Annotated in this window: 17 protein-coding genes and 1 riboswitch; of the genes, 4 read left to right on the top strand and 13 right to left on the bottom strand. The window is 66.2% G+C overall.

Translation table 11 applies throughout. The features are described 5' to 3' along the window. Genes NHH88_16775 through NHH88_16760 form a run of 4 tightly spaced genes read right to left on the bottom strand, consistent with a single transcriptional unit; the run spans position 1 to position 6,602 of the window. On the bottom strand, positions 1 to 2,439 hold the full coding sequence (locus NHH88_16775) for an MMPL family transporter (protein ID USX11375.1): 2,439 nt from the start codon (positions 2,437 to 2,439) through the stop codon (positions 1 to 3). After that, entirely contained in the window at positions 2,436 to 3,554 is a 1,119-nt protein-coding gene (locus NHH88_16770; protein ID USX11374.1) for a YCF48-related protein, read from the bottom strand. Before NHH88_16770 ends, NHH88_16775 begins: the two co-directional genes overlap by 4 nt. Beyond that, positions 3,551 to 4,909 (bottom strand): DUF1329 domain-containing protein, encoded by a 1,359-nt coding sequence (locus NHH88_16765; GenBank protein ID USX11373.1) that lies wholly within the window; start codon positions 4,907 to 4,909, stop codon positions 3,551 to 3,553. The genes NHH88_16770 and NHH88_16765 overlap by 4 nt, the downstream gene beginning before the upstream one ends. Positions 4,910 to 4,937: 28 nt before the next feature. Then, positions 4,938 to 6,602: a DUF1302 domain-containing protein gene (locus NHH88_16760; protein USX11372.1), complete on the bottom strand. Its 1,665-nt coding sequence runs from the start codon at positions 6,600 to 6,602 to the stop codon at positions 4,938 to 4,940. A 181-nt stretch (positions 6,603 to 6,783) separates the two neighbouring features. On the opposite strand from NHH88_16760, the gene NHH88_16755 reads away from it, so the two are divergent. Further along, positions 6,784 to 7,728 carry a LysR family transcriptional regulator gene (locus NHH88_16755; protein ID USX11371.1) on the top strand — a complete coding sequence of 315 codons (945 nt, stop codon included), beginning with the start codon at positions 6,784 to 6,786 and terminating at the stop codon, positions 7,726 to 7,728. Positions 7,729 to 7,746: 18 nt separating this feature from the next. On the opposite strand, the gene NHH88_16750 is transcribed toward NHH88_16755, so the two are convergent. The 5 genes from NHH88_16750 to NHH88_16730 form a co-directional block, all read right to left on the bottom strand. Beyond that, positions 7,747 to 9,093 carry an MHS family MFS transporter gene (locus NHH88_16750; GenBank protein USX11370.1) on the bottom strand — a complete coding sequence of 449 codons (1,347 nt, stop codon included), beginning with the start codon at positions 9,091 to 9,093 and terminating at the stop codon, positions 7,747 to 7,749. A gap of 35 nt (positions 9,094 to 9,128) precedes the next feature. Next, entirely contained in the window at positions 9,129 to 10,256 is a 1,128-nt protein-coding gene (locus NHH88_16745) for a porin (GenBank protein ID USX11369.1), read from the bottom strand. A gap of 70 nt (positions 10,257 to 10,326) precedes the next feature. Beyond that, positions 10,327 to 11,214, bottom strand: coding sequence for a sugar phosphate isomerase/epimerase (locus NHH88_16740; protein ID USX11368.1), 888 nt, complete (start codon positions 11,212 to 11,214; stop codon positions 10,327 to 10,329). Next, positions 11,211 to 12,056 (bottom strand): shikimate dehydrogenase, encoded by an 846-nt coding sequence (locus tag NHH88_16735; GenBank protein USX11367.1) that lies wholly within the window; start codon positions 12,054 to 12,056, stop codon positions 11,211 to 11,213. Before NHH88_16735 ends, NHH88_16740 begins: the two co-directional genes overlap by 4 nt. Next, entirely contained in the window at positions 12,049 to 12,933 is an 885-nt protein-coding gene (locus NHH88_16730) for a 4-hydroxyphenylpyruvate dioxygenase (protein USX11366.1), read from the bottom strand. Before NHH88_16730 ends, NHH88_16735 begins: the two co-directional genes overlap by 8 nt. Positions 12,934 to 13,059: 126 nt before the next feature. Between NHH88_16730 and NHH88_16725 the strand changes: the two genes are divergently transcribed. Continuing rightward, the gene (locus NHH88_16725; GenBank protein ID USX11365.1) at positions 13,060 to 13,842 is read left to right on the top strand and encodes a helix-turn-helix domain-containing protein; all 783 of its coding nucleotides are present in this window, start codon (positions 13,060 to 13,062) and stop codon (positions 13,840 to 13,842) included. Between the two features lie 57 nt (positions 13,843 to 13,899). Beyond that, positions 13,900 to 14,328, top strand: a complete 429-nt coding sequence (locus tag NHH88_16720) for a DUF1801 domain-containing protein (GenBank protein USX11364.1) — start codon at positions 13,900 to 13,902, stop codon at positions 14,326 to 14,328. 6 nt (positions 14,329 to 14,334) lie between these two features. Here the strand turns inward: NHH88_16720 and NHH88_16715 are convergent, their stop codons facing one another. After that, a complete protein-coding gene (locus NHH88_16715; protein ID USX11363.1) occupies positions 14,335 to 15,600 on the bottom strand; it encodes a D-amino acid dehydrogenase in 1,266 nt (421 codons plus the stop codon). 163 nt (positions 15,601 to 15,763) lie between these two features. Beyond that, positions 15,764 to 15,863, bottom strand: a riboswitch (glycine riboswitch). 142 nt (positions 15,864 to 16,005) lie between these two features. Between NHH88_16715 and NHH88_16710 the strand changes: the two genes are divergently transcribed. Beyond that, entirely contained in the window at positions 16,006 to 16,446 is a 441-nt protein-coding gene (locus tag NHH88_16710; protein ID USX11362.1) for a transcriptional repressor, read from the top strand. Between the two features lie 7 nt (positions 16,447 to 16,453). On the opposite strand, the gene NHH88_16705 is transcribed toward NHH88_16710, so the two are convergent. The 3 genes from NHH88_16705 to NHH88_16695 are packed head-to-tail and all read right to left on the bottom strand — an operon-like array spanning position 16,454 to position 20,015. Then, the gene (locus tag NHH88_16705; GenBank protein USX11361.1) at positions 16,454 to 17,923 is read right to left on the bottom strand and encodes a DUF3526 domain-containing protein; all 1,470 of its coding nucleotides are present in this window, start codon (positions 17,921 to 17,923) and stop codon (positions 16,454 to 16,456) included. Further along, positions 17,920 to 19,311 (bottom strand): DUF3526 domain-containing protein, encoded by a 1,392-nt coding sequence (locus NHH88_16700; GenBank protein USX11360.1) that lies wholly within the window; start codon positions 19,309 to 19,311, stop codon positions 17,920 to 17,922. Before NHH88_16700 ends, NHH88_16705 begins: the two co-directional genes overlap by 4 nt. Then, positions 19,308 to 20,015, bottom strand: coding sequence for an ABC transporter ATP-binding protein (locus tag NHH88_16695; GenBank protein ID USX11359.1), 708 nt, complete (start codon positions 20,013 to 20,015; stop codon positions 19,308 to 19,310). The genes NHH88_16700 and NHH88_16695 overlap by 4 nt, the downstream gene beginning before the upstream one ends. Positions 20,016 to 20,075 lie beyond the last annotated feature (60 nt).

The following is a 20,075-nucleotide window of genomic DNA, read 5'->3' as shown; positions in this document are numbered from 1 at the left end:
TTATGTCAGGGTGGATGAAATATCCGCCTCGGCCCTGGCCGGACGGAAGGAGGACGTCCCGGCCTGCGCGGACGCGGGCCGGGATGGACGCAACAGGAAATGCGCCAGCGCCGGCAACAGGATCAGCGCGCCGAGCATATTCCAGAGGAACATGAAAGCCAGCAGCAGCCCCATATCGGCCTGGAACTTGATCGGACTGGCGACCCACGTGATCACGCCGGCAGCCAGCGTGACCCCTGTCAGCATGACGACCTTCCCGGTGAAGAGCAGCGCCTGGTGATAGGCCTGCGACAGTGTGGCGCCGGCACGCATGCGCGCCAGGGTCACGCTGAGGATATACAGCGCGTAATCGACGCCGATGCCGACGCCCAGCGCGATCACCGGCAAGGTGGCGACCTTCACGCCCATGCCCAGGGCGACCATCAGCGCTTCGGCCAACACGGAGGTGAGCATCAGCGGCAGCACCGCCACCAGCACCGCGCGCCAAGAACGGAACGTGACGAAGCACAGCACCGCCACCGCGCAGTAGACCAGTGCCAGCATCTTGCGCCAGGCGTCGCGCACCACGATATTGGTCGCGGCCTCGATCCCGGCCGATCCGGCAGCGAGCAGGAACTTGGTGTCGGCGGTGTCGTTGGCGCGGGCGAATTCCTCGACGCTGGCGACCACCGTCGCCAAGGTTTCGGCCTTGTGGTCGCGCAAATAGGCGTACACCGTCAGCAGGCTGCATGAGTCGTTGTACAGGCCACGGGGCGCACCGGCGGTGACGGTGTTGAGCATGTCCTGGTTGGACAACAGCTCGTACCATTTCGGATTGCCCTCGTTCAGGCCGACCAGCACGCGGCGGTTCAGCAGGGCCAGCGTGTTGGTGTTGTCCACGCCGGGCAGCTGACGCAGGCGCCATTCCAGCGCATCGACCTTGTTGAGGGTATCGTAGCGCGAGCAGCCGCCTTCCGGCGTGGTGACCATCACCGCCAGCACGTCGCCCGCCGCGCCGTAGCTGCTGTTCATGAAGGCGGCGTCGCGGTTGTAACGGCTGCCGGCGCGCAGCTCCGGCGCGCCCGGATCGAGGTCGCCTATGGCCAGGTGCTGGCTGGCCATGAAGCCGCCAGCGCCCAGGATGACCGCGACAACCACCGCCACCGTCGCCCAGCGCCGCTGCGTGAAGCGGTCCAGCACACCGGCGATGCCGGCCGGACGGTCCTGCGGATTGCGTCCGCCGGACGCGGCTTCCGCCTTGCGGTCGGCTTGCAGGCTACGCTGCGCCGCCTTGGCGCTGACACCCGTGTAGCTCAGGAGGATGGGCAGCAGGATCAGATTCGTCACGATCAGCACCGCCACACCCAGGCTGGCAGCGGCGGCCAGTTCGCGGATGGCCTGGATGTCGATGATCAGCAGCACCGCGAAGCCGACGGCGTCCGCCAGCAGCGCGGTCAGACCGGCCAGGAACAAGCGGCGGAAGGTCAGGCGCGCGGCGTCCAGCGGCGAGACCCCGCGTCCGATATCCTGCATGATGCCGTTCATTTTCTGCGCGCCGTGGCTCATGCCGATGGCGAACACCAGGAACGGCACCAGGATCGAATACGGATCGAGCGAGTAGCCCAGCATCGGCAACATGCCGAGCTGCCACAGCACCGCGACCAGCGAAGCACCCACCACCAGCAGGGTAGAACGCACGCAGCGTGTGCTCCAGTAGACGGCCGCCATGGCGATCAGCACCGCCGCGACGAAGAAGCCCAGCATGGCGCGCACGCCGGCGATCAGGTCGCCCGATATCTTGGCGAAGCCGGTGATGTGGACAGTGACTCCCCGAGCCTCGTACTTCTGGCGCAGCGATTCGAGGCGCTCCGACAACATGCCGTAGTCCAGCGGCTTGCCGTCCGCCTCCTGCAACAGCGGCAGATAGATGACGGTGGAGCGTCCGTCGGTGGCGACCAACTGGCCGATTTCGCCGGAACGCGCGACGTTCATTTTTAGCTGCGCGAGGCTGGCGGCGGCGCCGTCGTAGCCCTCGGGGATCACCGGGCCGCCTTCGAGGCCATCTTCGGTGACGCCGACCCAGCGCGTCGACGGCGTCCACAGGGATTTCATCTGCACCCGGTTCACGCCGGGGACCAGGAACGCCTCATCGCTCAACTGGCGCAAGGTGTCGAGGTACTTGGCCTGATAGATGTCGCCGGCCGGATTGGCGACAGCGATACGCACCGCGTTGCCCAGTCCCGTGAGCTCGCCCTGCCAGGCGAGGTAGTTGCGCACGTACGGATGCTGCGCCGGGATGGTCTTCTCGAAACTGGCGTTCAGCTGCAAGCGCGTGGTTTGCCAACCCAACAAAGCGGTGATGACCGCGCAGATCAGCAGCACCCACAGGCGATGCGTGAAGAGCAGGCGTTCCAGCAGGCCGGCCTTATCGTCGGTGTTTGGACGGTTGGAGGAGATCATTTGGCGCCTCCGTTGGCGGCGATGCGCACCGGGCCGGCGAAGCTCAATGCCAGCATTCCGCCATCCTTGAGCGGCAGCACTCCGGCCAGCGGCGCCAGTGGCGCGCCGGCCCGAAGTTTGAATGTGTCGCCGTCGCTGCGCAGTATCTGGCCGGCCTGGTTGACCAGCACCAGGTCAGGCGCCGACGTAGTCGCCGGAACCGCCATGAGCGCCGAGCCGGTGATCGACACCGGCAACGGCGTGGCCCATTGGGTCCAGCTGCCGCCGCCGTCGCGGCTGCGCCAGACATTGCCCCGCAGGCCGGCGAGCATCATGTCGCGGCCTTCGGCATCAAGGAATTCGGCGGTGAAGAAGCTGCCGTTGTAGGGCGTAGCGAGCTTGCGGAAGCTGCGGCCACGGTCATCCGAGCGCAATGCCAGCCCTTGTTCGCCTGCCACCAGCAAGGTGTCGCCGTGGGCGCGCAGCGCGTACAGATGCATCGCCCTGGGATTGTCCATGCCGGCCATCAGGCTTTGCCAGGTGCGGCCGCCGTCGGCGGTGCTGAAGGCCAGGTTGTATGCACCCACCACGAGCCCGTGATCCGCGTCGTAGAAGTGCAGGTCGAACAAGGGCTTGTCGGCGCCGTCGGCCTTGAGCCGGCGCGCTTCGGCCAGGTAGCGGGCGTCGCCGCTCGCCTCGGCGGCGGCCAGCGCGATGCCGGCGGCCATGTGGCCGTCCAGGCATTTGGTCCAGGTCTGGCCGCCATCGGCCGTGCGCAGCACCACGCCGCTGTGGCCGACCGCGTAGCCGCGCCGCGCATCGACCAGCCGCACCGCCGTCAGCGTCACGGCCACCGGCACGGCGGCCTGGCGCCAGTGGACGCCGGCGTCGTCGGACCACAGCGCGATGCCACGTTCGCCCACCGCCACCAGGCGTTGCCCTGCCTGCGCCGCGCCCAGCATCAACGCCCGTTCGGGCGCCACCGACACCGGCGCCGCGCGTTCCAGCGCGTTGCGCACCGGCGCCGGGCCGGCTGCGGCCGACACACCGGCGACATCGGCGGCGGCGCAGTAACCGAAGCAGACCGCCGTCAGCGCGATAGCTCCCGCCAGCTTGATGGGACGTCGGAACTTCATCGCACACTGTCCCCGGCCATCGATTCCGGCGTGAAGACGCTGTCCGGGTAGCGCGGCTTGAGCACGTAGTGGGCGCTCTTGCTGTTATACAGATCGCCGACATAGGCGGTTCCCGACAGCAGATCGTTAAAGCCGAAAGAGCCGATCACGGTGCCCGGCAGGTCCGGGGCGACAAAGGAGGCCGACCACAATGTCTTCCACAGCTGGCCGTTGGCGTCCCAGCGGTCCCCCAGCACGCACGCCCAGGTATCTTCGTCGCAGTAGTAGCGACTCTTCACGGCCGGGTGGCGCTGGCCACTGTGCAGCGTGGCATCCACCACCCAGGTGCGGTGCAGCTCCCAGCGCTGGAAGGCGGGATTGACGCCGATCTTCGAGATCACTTCGGCATCGGTCTTCGGCTGCAGCAGCTTGTTGCCGTTGTAAGGTATCAGCATCTCCTTCTTGCCGACGATCTTGAAGTCGAAGCGGTCGAGCCGCCCGGACCAGGTCTGAATCTCGTCAAAGCTCATTAAACCGCCGGTGACGGGCGACGGCGTATCGCAGCATGGGTTGGGCAGCTTGCGCACGCGGCGCTGGCCGGTCAGGTACACCCACGACTGGGTCTTGGCCAGATCGATCTGGTCGCGGCCCATGATCGCCTCGCCGGCGCGGATCGGCGGCCCGTTATTGATCAAGCGGATCAGGTAAGTCTCCGGCGCCTTGGCGAAGCTTTCCACCGTAGCTTCGGGGTAGTAATAAGGGATCTGTGCGTCGATCACCCCTTCCGAAACCACCACGTCCTTGCCGGCGGCGGTGATCTGGTGCTGTGCGTACTGCGTCTGGAAGGAGCTGCCGCGCCAGCGCAGCATGTGGTTCCACATCACCTCCTCGCCGGTTTTAGGCAAAGGGAACGGAATACCGCCCACCACGTCGGCCGGCACCTCGTTGACGATCTTGCCGCGCGTGGCGTTCTTGAAGGTGTTGTCGTAGACGTACTGCGGCGCGGCGGCGGTGCGGTGGGTCGGGTAGACGTCGAGCCGGTACTCCGGATACTTTTTCAAGAGCGCCTTGACGCCGTCGGTCAGCTGCTCGGCGTATTTGTCCATATTCTGCGCGGTGACGGAGTACAGCGGCTTCTCGTCCTTGAACGGATCGCCGCGACGGCCACCAGGCTTGTCGCCGGGAATGGCGGTGGTGTGGCCGCCGGTCCAGGCGGGAATGGTGCCTTCCTTGTTGCCGGCTTTTTCGGCGCCGAACGGTGTCAGCTCCGACTTCAGTTTGGCCGCTTCGGCGGGCGTGGCGGCTGCCGAAGCGGCTCCCGCCTGCAGCGCCAGCGCAAGGCCGGCCAACGCGGTGGAAATAAGGTGCTTGTTCATCATCTGTCTCCGTAGCTGTTTGTATTTATTAGAATGTGCGTCGCACGCTGAGCGAAACGTAATCGCGGTCGCCGAGCGGATTGCCGTCACCGAAGGCGGTGGTGCGGTAGTCGGTTGACGGCACGCTGGCGCCGATGTAGTGGTTGTAGTTCAGCGAGATCTGCCACACGTTGAGGTAATTGCCATCGAGGCCGATGCTGGCGTTGCCGGTGTGGCGCGGTCCCCAGGCGGTCACGCTGGAGCGGCCCGACAGGGTGTAGCGCGCGCCGATCGGCACGCTCAAGTCGAGTCCCGGCAAGGCTTGGCGATACGTCGGCGTGTAGGTGAACTGCACGATGCTGGCGTCGCGCGTGCGGCCCTTATCCAGCTCATTGTTTGGATCGTCCATGCTCAGTCGGCGGTTCCACGCCGCCTCCGCCACGAAGGCGCTCTCGCTGGCGATGAAGTTCGGACCGAAGGTCGCGAGGGTCGACAGGTTCAGGTGCGCGGTGCGCCCCACCGGTATCGCCGGGCGCGGCGTGCCGGCCGGGCCGAAGTAAATGGCGTTGTTCACCACCAGCGGCATGTTATCGCGCACCGAGGCTTCCGCCGAGACGTTGAAATCGCCCACCGAGCGCGAAGCGCTGATGGCGGCAACCTTGATATCGTCGCCGAACACGAAGTACCAGCGGCTGTCGGTGGCCGGCGCACCGGGGTTGAGTCGCCCGAACAGCTGGCCGAACTTGTCGTGATAGCGGGCGAAATAGAAGCCAAGGTCGGTCTCGTCGAGGCGCCATTTGAGCTGGAGGCCGAACTGACCGCTGTCGCGCGGGTGTTCGTCGCCGCCCGGCATCAGCACATAGTTGCCGGCCACCGGCCCGGCGGGGATGCCGACGTATTCCGGCCCGGTGGAATTCCACGGGATGTTCGCGCTGGAGAAGTAGCTGCCGGCCGGTGGCACCCTGCTCTCCTCCCAGCGGAACTGCAGATAGCCGCCGATGCTGACGTTCGGCGTCACCTGCCACTGCGCCGACAACTGCGGCACCGGCCGCACGATCTCCTTGAACTGCGCGTTCGGCGAGGCCAGCAGCTTGGCGATGTCGGTTGGCCCCTGGGCGGCGGCGATGGCGTTATCGCCAAAGAACAGGCTCTCGCCATACACCAGCGCGTGGCGGCCGAGACGCGCGCTGACTTTGCCGCCGCCATCGAGCGTGACGCCGCCGAAGACGAAGGCGTCGAGCAGTTCGGCCTTTTCGCCGGCCATCTTGCGGGTGTAGGATTGGAAGCGATTGTATGGTTGCTGGCCGAGCGTAGGATCGCTGGCGGCGTCGGTGTCGCGGTGATAGGCCCGGTCGTACCAGGCGGCGCCGCTGACGCGCAGGCCGAAATCGCGCTTGTAGACCAGATCGAGCTCGGACAGCAGATCGACCCGTTGCGACACCACGCCGGCGTTGCGGAAGTTTTGATCGCCTGCGTTGAAGTTGAGCGCCTGCGGGCTGCCATTGGCATTGAAGGTGTTCACCAGCGATGGATCGGCGTCGTGCAGACGGTAGATGGTGCTGGCTTTGACGGTGTTATCGAAGCGCAGTGCCACATCCGGATTGCCGGTATCGAGATCGACCGCTTGCCCTGGGGCCGCCGCCAGCGCCGCCCCCGCGAACGCGCACCTCCCCACCGCCAGTCGCAACTGGCCCTGCCTGGAACTCTTTTGCATCGCTGTCTCCGTTGTTGTAGGTATTTTTATTGGCGATATTCCTGATCGCCTGGAGCCAGCTTACGAACCGTGATCCATTTGGTAAAATGGTTTGTATCAATGCAATGTATTGACGCGATCAATACATTGGCTCAATACTTCAGCTCGATACAATAGATAACAATAAAACAAGAGGACGACAATGCGGCTGAATAAGCTCGATCTGAATCTGCTGGTGGCGCTCGACGCGATGCTGACCGAGACCAGCATCACCGTCGCCGCGCAGCGGCTGCATATGAGCCAGTCGGCGATGAGCAATGCGCTGGGCCGGCTGCGCGACCATTTCCAGGACAAGCTGCTGGTGCAGGTGGGGCGGCGGATGGAGATCACGCCGCGCGGGCTGGTGCTGCGCGAGGCGGTGCGCGATGTCCTGATGCGCATCGATACGACCATCGCCGCGCAGCCGGAGTTCGACCCGGCGAAGTCGGAGCGCGAATTCACTTTGCTGGTGTCGGACTACACGTTGATGACATTGATCCCGCGCGTGATCGAGCTGGCCAACCAGGAATCGGAGACGATCCGCTTTCGCATGATGGCGCAGGTCGACTCGCCGCAGCGCGCGCTGGAACGCGGCGAGGCCGACATGCTGGTTTTCCCCTCGGTGTACTGTCCGCCCGAGCATCCCACCGAGGTGTTATGGCAGGAGCAGTTTGTCTGCCTGGTGTGGAACCGGGGCCGCCTGGCAGGAAAAAAGCTGACCCTGGACGACTATCTGGAAGCCGGCCACGTGGTGATGCAACCGCCGATCGGGGTCTCCAGCTTCGAATCGGCTTATCTGGAGCGAGTGGGTATCAAGCGTAGGGTCGACGTGATCACGCACAGCTTCCTGTCGGTGCCGGTGCTGTTGACGGGAACGGAGCGGATCGCCACGGTGCACCGGCGCCTGGCGTACAGCGTGGCGCGGGTGCTGCCGGTCAGCATACTGCCCATGCCGATGGAGATGCCGGTCATGGAACAGTCGCTCCAATGGCACAAATACCGCACCCTCGATCCGGGATTGACGTGGCTGCGCGAGTTGATACACCGCGCGGTGCTGCGCATGGACGCCACGCTGCTGCCCGAAGGCGCCACGCCCGCGCGTTCATGACCGGATCCGCCGGCGATCCTACAACTCGTTCATCGGCGTGCGATAAGTCTCCTTGGCCGATGCCGCCGCAATGGCGGAAATGGTGCTGGTGATGCTGACGAAAACAGCGACCGGCACCCAGCCCCATTCGCCGGGTTGCAGTATCGCCGCGCTGATGGTCGGGGCAAAACCACCCAGCGCGAAACCGATCTGCGTGCCGATCGCCATGCCGGACAGACGCACACGCGTACCGAACATTTCGCCGTACATCGCCGGCCACACGCCATTGGCCGCGCTGTACACGACTCCGGAGAGCAGCAGGCCGAAGACGAAGATCAGCGGCACGTTCATGGTGGCGATGGCCCACAGGTAGGGCCAGGCCAGCGCCGCCGCCCCCAAGGCGCCAAAGATGAACACCGGCTTGCGCCCGACCCGGTCGGACAAGGCAGCGAACATCGGGATGGCCACAAGCGCGACGACGTTCGCCAGAACCAGCACCGTCAGCATCGTGGAACGCGGCAGGTGCATGGTGTTGACCGCGTACGACAAGGTGAACACGCTGAAGATGGTGCTGACGACCGACACCAGCGCGGCGAAGATCACGCGCACCAGGTTGGACTTGTGGTTGGTGATCAGTTCCACCAGCGGCATGCGGTCGTCCTTGTTGGCAGCTTCCTCCTCCTTGAAGGCCGGGGTCTCGGGCAGCGTGCGGCGTACCCAGAAGCCCACCGCCACCACCACGGCGCTGAGCAGGAAGGGAATGCGCCAGCCCCACGACAGCATGTCCTCCTCCGGCAGCGCGGACACCGGCAGGAACACCAGCGTGGCCAGGATCAGGCCCGCCTGGGTGCCGCTCAAGGTGAAGCTGGTGAAAAAGGCGCGGCGGTGCGCCGGCGCGTGTTCCAGGGTCATGGAGTTGGCGCCCGCCTGCTCGCCGGCCGCCGACACGCCCTGCAGCATGCGCAGGATGACCAGCATCACCGGCGCGGCGATGCCGATTTGCTCGTAGGTGGGCAGCAGGCCGACGGCGAACGTCGTCACGCCCATCAGCAGCAAGGTGAAGGTCAACACCTTCTTGCGGCCGTATTTGTCGCCTATATGGCCCAGCATGACGGCGCCCAGGGGACGCGTGATATAGGCAACGCCGAAGGTGGCGAAGGCCGCCACCGCGCCGACGGCCGGATCGAACGAGGGGAAGAAGATTTTCCCGAACACCAGCGCGGCGGCCGTGCCGTAGATGAAGAAGTCGTAGTACTCGACGGCGCTGCCGATCCAGCTGGCGAAAGCCGCCTTGCGTGGCGAGCGTTTCGGCTCGGGGTGGGCTTCCTGTGCCGCCGGTTTGCACGTCTCTGCGGACGCCTGCATTGAAATCGTTGTGATAGCCATGTCTTCCTCCAGATTATAAGTGTAGTCCGAGTGCGTTAGAACCGGTGCAGGATGCCCAACTGAAGCCCGGTCAGGCGCCGGCCGTTGATGTCGTCCCCCGCCAGGTTGGCCGACGGCGCGGCCGAGCTGCTAAAGCGGAACCCCGCCGCGTCGTCGTTCTTCATCACGCTGGCGAAGCCATACAACTGCGTGCGCTTCGACAGGTCGTAATAGGCGCCCACATTCGCCGACCGCACACTGGCCCCGCCACCGCTGGTGTCGTGCGCGCCGCCCAGCATGGCGCCGATGCGGAACGCCGGGCCAACCCGGTAGTCGGCCGAGAGCTCCCACAGGTTGTAGTAGCGCCGCGCGTTGGCGTCGGTCCCGGCTAAGAAGTTGTTCGGACTGCCGACCAGGCTTAATATCGCGCCGGTGTTGGCGCCGTTGGCGTTCGAAGTGGAGTTGTTGCTGCGTCCCGCCGCCAGATAGATCTTCCCGGCGCCGTACTGGTAATTGACATAGAGGTTGTGGTACTCGATACGCTCCCGCACCGTCGCGGTGGCGCGGTTGGGCGTCGCCAGCACGCCAGCGTAACCGGCACGCCATGGGCCGTTCTGGTAGTCCAGCGCCAGCTGCCACACGCCCCTGTTGTTCGTGGCGGCGGTATTCTCCGGCAGCGCGTAGTGCACATCGAGCTGCAAACCGGCGATGCGCGGCGACTTGTAGGACAGATCGTTGTCGTAGCGCGATGGCACGCCGAAGGTATTGAACATGGAGCCGAAAGTGGTGCGCTCGGTGTAGTCGATGGCGCCGCCGATATAGAACACCTGGGTATTCTGTCGCCCGGCGCGGAACTCGCCCACCGGCGTCACGACGCCCAGCCACGCCTGCCGGTCGAACAGGCGGTTGGCGTCGGCGGCGGCGCCGGTATCGGCGCCGATACCCTGCTCCAGCGTGAACGTGATGCGGTAGCCGCCGCCGATATCCTCGACGCCCTTGAATCCGAGGCGGCTGCGCAGGATGGCGCCGTCGTTCAGGCCCGTGACCTGGGCGCCGCTGCTACTGCGGATGACACCTATATATTCGTCGAAGGTGCCATAGATGGTGGTGCTGGATTGTGCCTGGGCTTGGGCGCAGGCGGCCGCCAGCGCCAGCAGGCCGCCCGCTGTCAAAGTTTGTCTCATGATTGTCTCGTTTTGTTGTTATGGGTGCGCTTATAGGTGCCGCACCTCGGGGTTTTCTTGGTCGCGGCCTTTATGCCATCGCCGCGTGGCCTGCGGTGGCCTGCAGGACGGTCAGGCTGCGCCGCAGCACCTGGTCGGTCACCCACTTGGCCGAGCGGTAGGCCCGCTGCGCCACCACCTCCGGCGAGAACTGCAGGTAATCGTCGTTGAACACCTCGAAACTGAAGTCGCCCCGGTAGCCGTTGCGATTCAGCTGGCGCAGCATCACGGACAGCTCCTTCGCGTGACTGCCTTCGCCGGGGAACACGCGCAGATGGCGCGCGGTCTCCAGTCGTTCCTCCGCGCTGCGCAGATCGCGCCACATGTAGTCGGACAGCTGCACCAGCGCGATCTTGTGTGCCGGGATATCGTCCAGTTCCGTCAGATCGGCGCCGTTGGCCAGCATGTGGAAGGAATCCAGCACCACGCCCAGATTGGCATGCCCCGCCCGTTCCACCGCCTCCCACGACTGCTGGTACTGGTTCACATGGCGGCCCCACGACAGCGCCTCGTAGCCCACCTTCACGCCGAGCGGCACCGCCAGCGTGGCCAGCTTGGCCAGGTCGCGCACGATCTTGTCCATATCGCCAACGGCATGGCTGGAGGTACTCGAGCACACCATCAGCAACGGCGCGCCGACCGCTTTGCAGACCAGCAGCATCTGCTTGGCGATATCGAGCTTGTAGTCGTGCAGCGCACCCTCCAAGCCTTCGTAATCGCGCATGACCTGGATGCCGGTGACGCGCACGCCGCTGGCGCGCACCACCCGCACCGCTTCCCCGATGCCGCCCGGATGGTTGGCCAGGTCCTTCGCCCACAGCATCAGTTGCGAGAAACCAGCCGCCTTCGAGGCGCGCAGCTTGGATTCCAGCGGCCCGGCCAGGGTGATGCTGTCCATGCCGAAGTTAGCCAGGTTCATAGCGCCCCCAATTCACGGAATTCATCGGATGACACGCCCGGCCAACCAAACAGCGCCAGGTACAGGGGCGCCTGCTCGATCAGCATCTCCTTGCCTTTCTGGATGCGGCAGCCGAGCCGTTGGGCCTCGGCCAGCAGCTTGGTCATTTCGATCTTCATACCGCAATCGGCGACGATGCACTCGCTGGACACGCCGCGCAGGTCGATGGGCATCGCGTCATCGGCGTGCATGCCGAGCGGCGTGCAGTTGACCACCAGATCGTAGCCCTCGGCCACCGGCTGGCCCTCCGCCACGTGGCAGACGGGGAACGCCGCCTGAAGCCGACCGCGCAGGGCGGATGCAAGTTCGAGCCGGTTGTCGCAGATCGCCACCTTGGCGATGCCGCGCACCGCCAGTGCTTCGGCCACAGCGCAACCGACGCCGCCGCTGCCGACCACCAGCGCCCGCGCCCCGCTCCAGTTGAAAGGCGCGCCGGCCAGGGTGCGGTCCAAGGCGCGCACAAATCCCTCGCCGTCGATCAGATCACCCATGATGCGGCCGTCCGCGTCCCTGTAGATGGCGTTGCAGGAGCCGGCCAGCAGCGCGCGGCTACTGGGCACGTCGACCGCCTCCACACTCATCGGCTTGTGAGGAATCGAGACGAAGATGCCGCCCACGTTCTCGATCCCCATCAACAGGCGCACGGCGGCCACATAGCCGTGCGGGGCCACCTTGAGCGGGACCACCCTGGCGTCGATGCCATGGCGCTGGAAGTAGGCGTTGAACAGCGTCGGCGCCTTGACTTGTTCCACCGGCCAGCCGATGACCGGGAAAATACGCGTGGTGCCGGTAATTTCAAGCATGACCGCCTCCCTGGCCGCCGGCGACCAGTTCGAAACTCACGCCGCCGCGATACAACTGGGTGAGAGCGCCACGTTCCGTCGGCGCCTGCGGCGCGCGGTCGATGAAGACGATCCCGCGCCGCTGCAACTCGCGCACCGCGCCGATCACGTCCGGCACACCGAGGCCAACGCGGATCAACTGTTCCTCCCATTGCAGGCCGCCGGCGCCCTCCGGCGGCTCCACCAGTTGCAGATAGAAGCTGTGGCAAGGACTTTCCAGCAGCACGCCCTTGGGCACCACGCCGAAGTAGCGTCCCTCCGGCAGCGGGCGGAAATCCATCAACTGCTGGTAAAAGTCGACCCACTCGGCGCTGCGGCCCTCGCCGATGGCTTGCACCACGCCGAAAAAGTGCAGACCCGCGACAGCCTCCGGCCGTGCCGGCACATTGGGGATGGCCTTGAAATCGACGTCGTAGATCGAGAAGTCCGCGTAGCGGTCGACAAAATAGAGGATGGAATCGCCGGCGCCGTGCACGCCCGGGATGTTCAGCTCCATCGCCCCGGCGCGGGTCTGGATGGCCCACGCGCCCATGTCGATGGCGTGGCGGTAGGCCGCGTCGGCGTCGCGCACGCGCAGCGCGATGGCGCTGATCACGGTCGCTTGCGGCCCCTCCTCTCCCTGCGGCAGCGCGCGCGGATCGGCGTTGACGATCACGTTCATGCCGCCCTGGCGGTACAAGGTCACTTCGCGCGAGCGATGGCGGGCCGTCGCGCTGAAGCCCATCTGCTCGAGCAGCGCGCCCAGTGCCAGCGGCTGCGAGGTGGCGTATTCGACGAATTCGATGCCGGCGATACCGAGCGGATTATTCGGTTCCGGTAGCTGTTCCTGGATGATCATGTGAGGGTCTCCCGCGTTTTTGTGCTTAAAGTCAGGCCAGTATAGGAAGCACCACGCCGCAAAAAAACCCGTGAAAACCGGCTATACTGCGCTAATCGCCCCACTTGCGCGATTAGCGCACAAAACATGAAAAAGCCGCAGCTGCTGGATGTGCAGGTCGCCGAGCGCGACCTGATCGATGGATTGATCACGGGCCTCAACGTCATCACCGCGTTCAACGACGACACCGCGCGCCTGACCGCCACCGAGTTGGCCGAGAAGGTGGCGATCAGCCGCAGCGCGGCGCGGCGCTATCTGCTGACGCTGGTCCATACCGGGATGGCCGCCACCGACGGCAAGACCTTCTGGCTCACGCCCAAGGTTCTGACCCTGGGCCGCTCCTACCTCGACTCGGCGCGGCTGCCGCGCGCCATCGTGCCGTACCTGCAGAAGCTGACGTCGGAGCTGCAGGAGTCGACCAACTACTCGGTGCTCGAGGGCGACGACGTGGTGTATGTGAGCCGCGTGAACGCGCCGCGCCAGCTCACCACAGGCTTCGAGCCGGGTACCCGCCTGCCCGCCTACGCATCGACGGCGGGCCGGGTGCTGTTGTCGGCACTCCCGGATGAAGCGCTGCACGCCTATCTGGCGCGGGTGGAGCCGGTCGCCTACACGCACCTGACGGTGACGGACAAGCAGCAGCTGTTCGACGAGCTGGTGGCGATCCGCGAGAGCGGCTTCGCCGTCACCGAGAACCAGTATGAGATAGGCTTTCGCGGCATCTCGGTGCCGGTCAAGAGCAGGCGCGGAAATCTGATCGGAGCACTGAGCGTCTCGATGATGACGGCCAGTTCATCGCGGGCGGAAGCGAGTTCGCGCTGCGTGCCGGCGTTGCAGGCCACGGCCAATACGTTGATGCTGTGGGTGTGACCGGCTTAGAATCACGTATCCTAGACTGTTCACACATCTATCCGTGGAGCGCACGCCATGGCGACAAAACCAGACACCAAACCCGAGCCGGCCCTGCTATCGGGCGGCAATCCGCAAATCCCCAAAGCTTACGGCGACGCTCCCGTCCAAGCCTACATCGCAGCGATGCCGGGCTGGAAAAGCGATCTTGGACGACGTCTGGACGAGATCATCGTCCACACCGTTCCCGGCGTGAACAAGGCGGTCAAATGGAACACGCCGCTATACGGGATCGCCGACCAAGGCTGGTTCCTGGGTTTTCATTGTTTTACCAAGTATGTGAAAGTCACCTTCTTCAACGGCGGTTTTCTCGATCCGCTCCCGCCGGGGACGTCCAAAACCGCCGGTGTGCGCCACCTCGACATCCGCGAGGACGACCCGCTCGACGAAGCGCAATTCGCCGAGTGGGTCCGCCAAGCCAGCCTGCTGCCCGGCGAGCGGATGTAAATCCCGTCAGGCCACTTGCGCGACCCGCGCCGGCGCCAGCCGGCTGCCCTCACGCGCCGATGCGGCGTAGATGGTGTCGGCGATGATGTCGGCCGTCGCCGCCGACAGCGTCCAGCCCAGGTGCCCGTGGCCGGTGTTGTAGAACACCGTCGGCGCCTTGCCGCGTCCAACGCGCGGCATCAGGTTGGGCATCATCGGGCGCAGTCCGGCCCATGGCGTCACGCTGCGCGTGCTCACACCGGGGAAGCATTGCTGGACCCAGTTCACCAGGGGCGCGATGCGGTCGGCGCGGATATCGCGGTTAAACCCGTTGAACTCCGCCGTGCCGGCGACGCGGAAACGGTCGTCGCCCAGCCGGCTGGTCACCAGCTTGGTCTCGTCGTCGAGCAGGCTGACGGTCGGCGCGGCTTCCCGGCTGGCGGCGTCGTTCAGGTGGACCGTGATCGAATAGCCCTTGACCGGATAGACGTTGACGCGGTCGCCCAGCATGGCCGCCATCTCGCGGCTGGCGGTGCCGGCGCAAACGACCACCGCGTCGTAGCGGCTGGTGGCGCTGAAGCCATCCTCCTCGACGGTGATGTCAACGCCGTCCATGCCGGCCCGCAGGGCCGTGACGTGCTGGCCGAAACGCAGGTCGGCGCCCAGCCGTTGCGCCGCCCGCGCCAGCCCGGTGGTGAATTTGTGGATGTCGCCGGTGCTGTCGCTGACGGTGTAGTGGCCGCCGTAATAGTCGCCGCGCAGGGTCGGCTCGATGGCGCGCATCTCCTCAGGGGTGACGGCGCGGCGCGACAGGCCGCCCTGCAACAGCAGCTTCGACACCCCGGCGGCGTGCTCGAATCCCGCGCGGTCGCGGTAGATGTGCAGGATGCCTTCGCGCTTGAGGTCAAAGGCGATGTCCTCATCCCTGGCCCACTGGAACAGGTGCTCGCGCGCGGCCAGCGCCAGCTGCGCGGTGGCGACGGTGTTGTCGCGGTAGTGCGGGATGGCGGCGATGAATTCGCCGAACCACGACAGCTTGTGCCAGCTCGGTTTGGGATTCACCAGCAGCGGCGCGTCGTTTCGCAACATCCACTTCAGTCCCTTGGCGATGGTGGAACGGTGATTCCACACTTCCGCATTGGAGGCGGACAGCTGGCCGCCGTTGGCGAACGAGGTTTCCATCGCCGCGTAGCGGTGGCGTTCCAGCAAGGTGACGGCGAAGCCGCGTTTGGCGAGGGCGTAGGCGGTGGTGACGCCGGTGATGCCGCCGCCAATGATTGCTATGGTTTTCATGAAGGATTCCAGACCGTCAAAGGGGATGGTCTCTGCGCACATGCGCAAAGACACCCCCTCTGTTCTGGACCTGAGAGATTCACGCCGGGCCGCGATGGCGGCAGCGCTTGCTCCTTCGGTGCGGGGGGACGACGTCCGAGTCCTGCCGCTCTTCAGAGTTTAAAGTGCTGTATCGGTCCTTTTGCCTGAGAGTTTCCGGGGCGGTTGCTCCTTCGGCGCCGTTCGTCAGCTCATGCTGGAACAGTCTCTCCCGATACGGCGGTGGCTTTTGACCACAACGCGCCTAGCTTACCTGAAAAATTACGGCTTTACTACCCACCCCCGTATCCCGCCCCGCGCATTTCGTTCGCGGCAATCAGTGGCGGGGTTTATGGGATAATTGGTCTTTACCCCAAAAGTCACCCCATGGAACGTACCACCCGCCAGCGGACCGCGATCCGCGCGGTCATCGAAGCGGCGGGCCGTCCGCTCAGCCCCCAGGAGATCCTGGCCGGAGTGCGCGCATCGGTCGCCGAAGTCGGCATCGCCACCATTTACCGCAATCTCAAGGCGCTGTTGGGCGAAGGGGTGATCCAGACCGTAAGCCTGCCCGGCGATAACCCGCGCTACGAGATGATGCATGTTGCGCACCACCATCACCACCACTTCCACTGCGTGCAATGCGACCGCGTGTTCGATATCGAAGGCTGCCCGGGCCACATGGACAGTCTGGCGCCCAAGGGGTTTACGATCGAACGCCACGAATTGACGCTGTACGGCGTCTGCGCCGAATGCTCGGCCGCCAACGCCGCACCGCCCCGGACGACGCCGAAGCGGCGCAAGCGCGGCGATCCGCCCGCGACCTGAAGCCCGATCACAGATTGAGGCGTTTGCCGCGCCACAGCAGCAAGCCCGCCAGCGCCGCAATGCCCCACATGTACAGCGCGGCGGCGCCGCCGATCATGCCGTTTGGCGGCGGCGCCGGCTCGAAACGGGGAATTTCCCGATGCGCAGTGAAGTTCATCCGCCCGGCGCATCCCGGACAGGCTTGCGTGGGCCGCGCGGCCTCCGCCAAGGCCCTCGGCCAGAAAAAGGCGCGCAGCCGGTCGGTGTGGGCCCGTGCCGCCAGCAGGAATTCCCGATGCCGCTCGATGCCGGTGCCCGCCGCCTGCTGCAGCATGGTGTCCAACACCATCGCCGGCGACAGCCAGCGCACCAAGCCCGCTTGCGCGCCGGCCATGTCCACCGCGCGCGCCATCGCGGCGCTGCCCTCCGCCGCGCGCCGCTCCACCGCCTGCTGGACCGCGATCTGCTTGGTCGCATACGTGACGGACTTGATGCGCGCGGCGATCGCGCCATATTCCGGGCGCGCCGACACATACGCCGTGAAGACCGCGTCGCGCTCGGCCGGTGTCATGTTGTTGATGCGCCGAAGTTCGTCGAGATACGCCAGCGCCGCCGGCGCCGGCGCGGTTTGCTCGATCAGCAGCGCGCCGGCCGCCGGCACCACGAACGTCAACACCACCCAGATCGAAACCAGGCGCAGGTAGCTCGCAACAACGCCGCCACGGCTGGCGACCAGCGTGGTCACTGCGACCCAGAACAGCGTGAAGCCGGCATACGCCGCCAGCAGCGCGAGCATCGTTCCAGGATCGGATATTTGCCACAGCGGCACGCCGGCGGCCACCAGCGCCAGCAACGCGGCCACCACTGCGAACGGCACGCAAACCGCCGCCAGCGCAGCGAATTTGAGCATGACCAGCCGCCGGAACGACGGCAGTTGCGCCAGCATCAGCACCAGCGCGCCGGAGTCGCGCTCGGCCGCCAGGCGCGCGCCACCCAGCGCGATGACGGCCAGCGGCAGGATGACCACCAGCACAAAGGCGAAATCGAATTCGCCCAGCGCGAGGAAGCGCGGATTGATAAAGTCGAAGGCGCTGCCGGGGGGCGCCACGTAGTCCAGGTCCGTCTTCAGGTAGAACGGCAGCAGGCGTGACTGGCCGATGGCAAGACCGGCCAGCGGCGACGGCGGCTTGACGGCGTAGGCTTCCAGCCCGTAACGCATGTAGCCGGAGACGTCCGACGGGTCCTGCCAGTACGGCAGTTGCGCCGGCGCCGGCTGACGGTAACGGGCCACCGCCGCCTGCTGGCCGGCCAGCTTGCCCTCCACGTGCAAGGCTATGCGGTCTATCGTCGCCTGCTGTTCGCGCGCCTGGTGCTGGCCGTTGACGGCGCCCCACCACATCGCGCCAAACAACAGCGCGCCCAGTATCCAGCTAAAGCGGGACGCCAGCAGCAATCGGATCTCGATCCTGAACAAGGCCGAAAATGAGGCGCGCCTCATGGCCGCACTCCCTTCACAGCGCGCCACGCGGCGCCGGCGGCGAGCAGGCACCACGCCAGCAGCATTGCCAGCGGCGCCAGCGCGTTGGCCAGTGCCATGCCCAGCGTCGGCGGCCGGTAGTCGAACGCCGGCACCGATTCCCAGAAATCGCGGCCCGTCTCGACCGGACCGTCACGGCCCGCGTGCCGCATCAAATCGCCATTGAGCCGGTTGATCGTCGTGCGCCGGTAGCTTTCGGCGGCGTCGATGAAATGGCGGTGCTGATGGAAATCGGTGCCGGCGACGGCGCTGCCGGCAGCCTGCAAGGCCACCGCCGGCGTTAGCGCGCCCAGCCAGCCGAAGGCGCGGTCCTGGGTTTCGATGGCGTCGTAGAAGCGGCCCAGAAGGCGGTCGAAAACGACGTGCGACTCGCGTTCGGATTGGTCCAGCTGCGCCGCGCGCAGGTCGATCGGAGCGCCATTGGCTTGCGCCAGCAGCGCCGCGCGCCGTGCCTCCCACTTGTCGGCGCCCTCGTATGCAGGCGCCGCCTGCTCCACGCTTTGGCGCACGGCCTGATACGGCGGCCCCGGCGCCAGCACCTGGACCGCGTTGCCGGCGGCGCGCGGCAGCACCACGCACAACGCCAGCCATAGGGCAAGCATGATGGCCAGCGCAGCGCGCGCGCTCGGCGCCTTGAGCGACACCGTCAGCGCGATCAGCAAAAACGCCAGCAGGTACAGGAACTGCAGCAGCCCCCACACCGCCAGGCGGCCGGCGCCGTGCCAGCCCGCGTCGGGCAAGGCGTGCAGCGTGTACGCCCCGAACAGCGCCGCCGGCAGCAGGGCCACGGCGGCCAACACGCCGGCCATGACGGCGAAGCGCGCCAGCAGCATGCGCGCCGGCCGGCCGCCGTTCCCCATCGCCATGCGCAGGGTGCCGCGCTGGCGGTCCTGGGCGAAACCGGTAAACCCCAGCAGGATAGCGAACAGCGGTCCCAATAACTCCAGCAGTTGTCCGACCGAGGTCGCGCCGCGCATGATCGGGTGGGCGTCCTGGCTTGGCCGGAATATCATCTCGTTGCGCTTGTGCGCCTCCAGCCAGACCGCCAGGCCGACGAAGGGTTCGATCCCCGGCGCCAGCACGGCCAGCGGCGAGGCCGGTTTGACGGCCCAGACGCCGAAGTGGGCGGCGCTGTGCGGGTCCTTCTGTCCCTGCTCCAGCCAGCGTGCCCGCTCGGCGGCGGCGAAGCGCTGGCGGTCGTCGGCCAGGCGCGCGGCGCCGTTCCACGACGACAGGAACACAATCAACAACAGCAAAGGCGCCAGCGCGGCGACCCAGCGCAGGCGCGGCTCGCGCCACAGGCGCCGGGTCTCGGCGCGCAGCAGCGCCAGGTCGGACGCGGCGCTCACCGGCCCAGCTCCGATATGTACAACCGCTCGAGCATCGCGTGGTCGGTGGTTTGCGGATCGATCTCGCTGGCGATGCGGCCGCCGCGCAGGAAGCCGACCCGCGTCGCCACCTCCTTGATGTGGTAAAGGTCGTGGGTGGCCATCAGGATGGCGACGCCCCTTTTTGCGGCGGCGCGCAGGCTGGCCGACAACTCGGAGGCCGCCAGCGGATCGAGGCCGGACGTCGGCTCGTCCAGCAGCAGCAATTTCGCTTCGCGCGCCATCGCGATCGCGATGCCGACCTTCTGCCGCATCCCTTTCGAATAAAAGCGCGCCGCGCGGTCGTGCGCCTCGCGCTGCAGCCCGGCCTCGGACAGCAGGCCGCGCAACTCGCCGTCGTTCAACTCGATCGCCGCCAGCAGCGAGAAATAGCGCAAGTTCTCCACGCCGCTCAGTTCCGGATAAATCGCCACCTGCTCCGGCAGATAGGCGATGTAACGCCCGGTCCCGGCATGGTCGTCGACCGGCTCTCCGCACACCGTGATGGCGCCGCCGTCGGCCCGCAGAAAGCCGAGGATCAGGTTGAGCGTGGTGGTCTTGCCGGCGCCGTTGGGGGCCAGCAGGGCGAACACCTCGCCCTCGTTCAGGGTCAGCGACAGGCCATCGAGGGCCACCCGCTCGCCGAAGCGGCGGCTGACGTTATCCAGCTTAAGTACAGGTTTCATAGTCTCCGTGGGGTGGGTGGTGGCTGGCGTCAAATAAATATTGCGCGGTTCATATTGCCT

Source organism: Oxalobacteraceae bacterium OTU3CAMAD1 (assembly GCA_024123915.1).
Taxonomy (GTDB): domain Bacteria; phylum Pseudomonadota; class Gammaproteobacteria; order Burkholderiales; family Burkholderiaceae_D; genus Rugamonas.
The sequence above is the reverse complement of the archived record's forward strand: the minus strand, read 5'-3'. Positions and strand labels throughout refer to the sequence as shown.